The sequence below is a fragment of the Arthrobacter sp. Hiyo1 genome, assembly GCF_001263615.2.
GTDB lineage: Bacteria > Actinomycetota > Actinomycetes > Actinomycetales > Micrococcaceae > Arthrobacter.
Genome location: NZ_DF952473.1, coordinates 260,288 through 263,738, shown reverse-complemented (window position 1 = coordinate 263,738; position 3,451 = coordinate 260,288). Strand labels below are relative to the sequence as shown.

Genomic DNA, 3,451 nt, shown 5'->3' with positions numbered 1-3,451 from the left:
CGCCGGTCGTGGACGAGGCCGGCCAGAATCCGGTGGTGCCCGAAACGCGGCCGGTGCCGCCGTCGAGGTCCCAGGTTGTAGCTGAATTTTCCGCGCGCAAGCCCGTCGAATGGGGTCTTGCGGTCCCCGGCGTGGTCTCGAAAACGGCGTCGACGCATGCGGTCCTCACGTTCGATGCTTGCGGTGGCCCCCAAGGCTCGGACTGCGATCAACGATTGCTCAAGACCCTCCGCAAGCTCAGCGTTCCCGCCACCTTGTTCGTCAATGGCCGGTGGATCAAGGCCAATCCCGGGCTGGCGGCCGAGCTCGCGGCCGATCCTTTGTTCGAGCTCGGCAACCACGGCTTCCGGCACCAGCCCCTATCGGTCAACGGACGCTCGGCGTACGGAATCCCGGGCACCGCCAATGCGGGTGAAGTGTATGACGAAATCATGGGCAACCAAGAGGTCATGGAGCGGCTTTCCGGCAAAGCCCCACGCTTCTTCCGGGCCGGAACCGCCTACTACGACGACGTCGCGGCGGCGATCACCAATGCCCTCGGACTGGTACCCGTGAGCTTCACGGTGAACGGCGACGGCGGCGCGACCTTCCCGGCACCGACGGTCGCGGGCGAAGTGGGGAAAATTGCCGCAGGTCACGGCGCCGGCCAGATTGTGATCTCGCATTTCAACCAGCCCGCCGGCGGTACCGCGGAGGGCTATGCCCGCGCCCTTCCGGGCCTGCTGGACCGTGGCGTGACGTTCGCGCGGCTTGGTGACACGCTGCCGCTTTGACCCTCCTTGAGGCAAACGACTAGAATGAACGGGCGCATACTACGTGCGCGCAAATTTACAATCCACAATTCAGGATGACCCGGCGTTTTGCCGTGTCCTGCGGACCGGCAACGGGAAGCGGGCGGTTTGCCTGACCGATACTCTATCCACAACGGAGCCCCTACTACATGACCATCACCTCCACCGAGAAGCCCGGTACCCCCGTAGTCGCGATCAACGACATCGGTACCGCTGAGGACTTCCTCGCAGCTGTCGACGCCACCATCAAGTACTTCAACGACGGAGACCTCGTCGAAGGTATCGTCGTCAAGGTTGACCGCGACGAAGTTCTGCTCGACATCGGTTACAAGACCGAAGGTGTCATCCCTTCCCGCGAGCTTTCCATCAAGCACGACGTTGACCCCGGGGACGTCGTCTCCGTTGGCGATCAGGTCGAAGCCTGGTGCTCACCAAGGAAGACAAAGAAGGCCGACTGATCCTCTCCAAGAAGCGTGCTCAGTACGAGCGTGCCTGGGGCGACATCGAGAAGGTCAAGGAAGAAGACGGTGTTGTCACCGGTACCGTCATCGAGGTTGTCAAGGGTGGTCTTATCCTCGACATCGGCCTGCGCGGCTTCCTGCCCGCATCCCTCGTCGAGATGCGCCGCGTCCGCGACCTTGCTCCGTACATCGGTCAGCAGATCGAAGCCAAGATCATCGAGCTGGACAAGAACCGCAACAACGTTGTTCTTTCCCGCCGTGCATGGCTCGAGCAGACCCAGTCCGAGGTTCGCTCCACGTTCCTCAACAAGCTGGAAAAGGGCCAGGTTCGTCCCGGCGTCGTTTCCTCCATCGTCAACTTCGGTGCATTCGTGGACCTTGGCGGCGTAGACGGCCTCGTTCACGTTTCCGAGCTGTCCTGGAAGCACATCGACCACCCGTCCGAGGTTGTCGAGGTTGGCCAGGAAGTCACCGTCGAGGTTCTCGAAGTGGATCTGGACCGCGAGCGCGTGTCCCTGTCTCTCAAGGCCACGCAGGAAGACCCGTGGCAGACCTTCGCCCGCACCCACGCCCTCGGCCAGGTTGTTCCGGGTAAGGTCACCAAGCTGGTTCCGTTCGGTGCGTTCGTCCGCGTCGAAGACGGCATCGAAGGCCTCGTTCACATCTCCGAACTGGCTGTCCGCCACGTTGAGCTTGCTGAGCAGGTCGTCTCCGTTGGCGACGAGCTCTTCGTCAAGGTCATCGACATCGACCTCGAGCGCCGCCGCATCTCGCTCTCCCTCAAGCAGGCTAACGAGGGCGTTGACGCTGAGAGCACCGAGTTCGACCCGGCTCTGTACGGCATGGCCGCTGAGTACGACGAAGAGGGCAACTACAAGTACCCCGAGGGCTTCGACCCCGAGTCGAACGAATGGCTCGAGGGCTACGAGACGCAGCGCGCCGCTTGGGAGCAGCAGTACGCTGACGCCCAGGCACGTTGGGAGGCTCACAAGAAGCAGGTTTCCCAGCACGCTGCTGACGACGCCGCTGCTGCCGCTTCCGGCGAGAGCGACTCCGGCACCACCAGCTACTCCTCCGAGCCGGCTGCCACCGAGTCCAACGCGGGCACCCTGGCATCCGACGAGGCACTCGCCGCCCTGCGCGAGAAGCTGACCGGCAACTAATTGCCACTGGCCCGGGTTTCCGGGCCGGATCAAAACGGCTCCTGCGATTCATTCACGAATCGCAGGAGCCGTTTTGTTTAACCCCCTTGCACTGGTTGCCTGCTTGCCTGTGCCTCTCACCCGCGTCCCTCTTGCCCGGCTCCCCACGTGACAGGGGAGGGCATGTCCCGTGGGTGCTCAGGCCTGGACGTCGACCCATTCCGTTCCCCGCAAGTGGAGGCCCGAGGCGCCGCCGGTCAGATGCCAGCCGCTCACGGGCGTCCGCGATTGCGCCTGGATCATCGGGTAGCGCCACGCGCAGGATTGTCTCCGAGGGCTCGTAGCTAGTTTCGGCCATGACGTAGCCCGCGGAGCGCAGATCGTTTTCCAGCCTCCCGGCCGCTTGGTGGGGCACGGGGATGTCGCACATCCGCAGGCGGCGGCGCTGGACCAGGGGAGCGGAGTCCAGCGCGGCGAGATCGATTCGGAGTACGCACGGACCAGTCCGCCCGCGCCCAGGAGGATCCCACCGAAATAGCGCACGACGACGGCGCTCACGTCGCTGAGGTCAGCCACCCCAGGCAAGGTCTCGCGTTTGATGAGCGCCTCAAGCATGGGGATGCCAGCTGTTCCGGAGGGTTCGCCGTCGTCGTTGGACCGCTGGATGACGCGGTCCGGACCGAGGACGAATGCCGAGCAGTGGTGCCGGGCGTCATGGAATTCCTTGCGCAATTCCGCCACCAGGGCGCGGGCGGCGTCCTCGTCGGAAGCGCGGCGCAGCACCGTGATGAAGCGCGAACGTTTGATCTCGAGTTCGTGGCGGAAATCGTCTCCTGGCGCCAATGTTGTGTACGCGGTCGCCCGGCTTTCTTCCTGTTCTGCCACCGACCCAGTCTAGTGTGGAGGGGTGCTGAAGATTGGACTTACCGGCGGGATCGCCTCCGGCAAATCGCTCGTGTCCGCCCGGCTGAGGGAGTTGGGCGCTGTCTTGATCGACGCCGACGCGCTGGCCCGCGAGGTCGTGGAGCCGGGCACTCCGGGCTTGGCGGACGTCGTG

The 3,451-nt window shown here is 64.2% G+C and carries 2 protein-coding genes and 2 pseudogenes; 3 read left to right on the top strand and 1 reads right to left on the bottom strand.

Annotated elements, in window-relative coordinates; translation table 11 throughout:
- Nucleotides 1–773: polysaccharide deacetylase family protein (locus tag AHiyo1_RS16705; RefSeq protein WP_253257403.1), on the top strand; the 773-nt coding region annotated here is incomplete at its 5' end.
- 167 nt (nt 774–940) lie between these two features.
- A pseudogene (rpsA, locus tag AHiyo1_RS16700) lies at nt 941–2,415 on the top strand (30S ribosomal protein S1).
- A gap of 177 nt (nt 2,416–2,592) precedes the next feature.
- Here rpsA and AHiyo1_RS16695 read toward each other — a convergent pair.
- Nucleotides 2,593–3,279: pseudogene (locus AHiyo1_RS16695) on the bottom strand (IMPACT family protein).
- Between the two features lie 22 nt (nt 3,280–3,301).
- On the opposite strand from AHiyo1_RS16695, the gene AHiyo1_RS16690 reads away from it, so the two are divergent.
- The coding region (locus AHiyo1_RS16690; protein ID WP_113990696.1) for a dephospho-CoA kinase at nt 3,302–3,451 on the top strand (150 nt) is incomplete at its 3' end.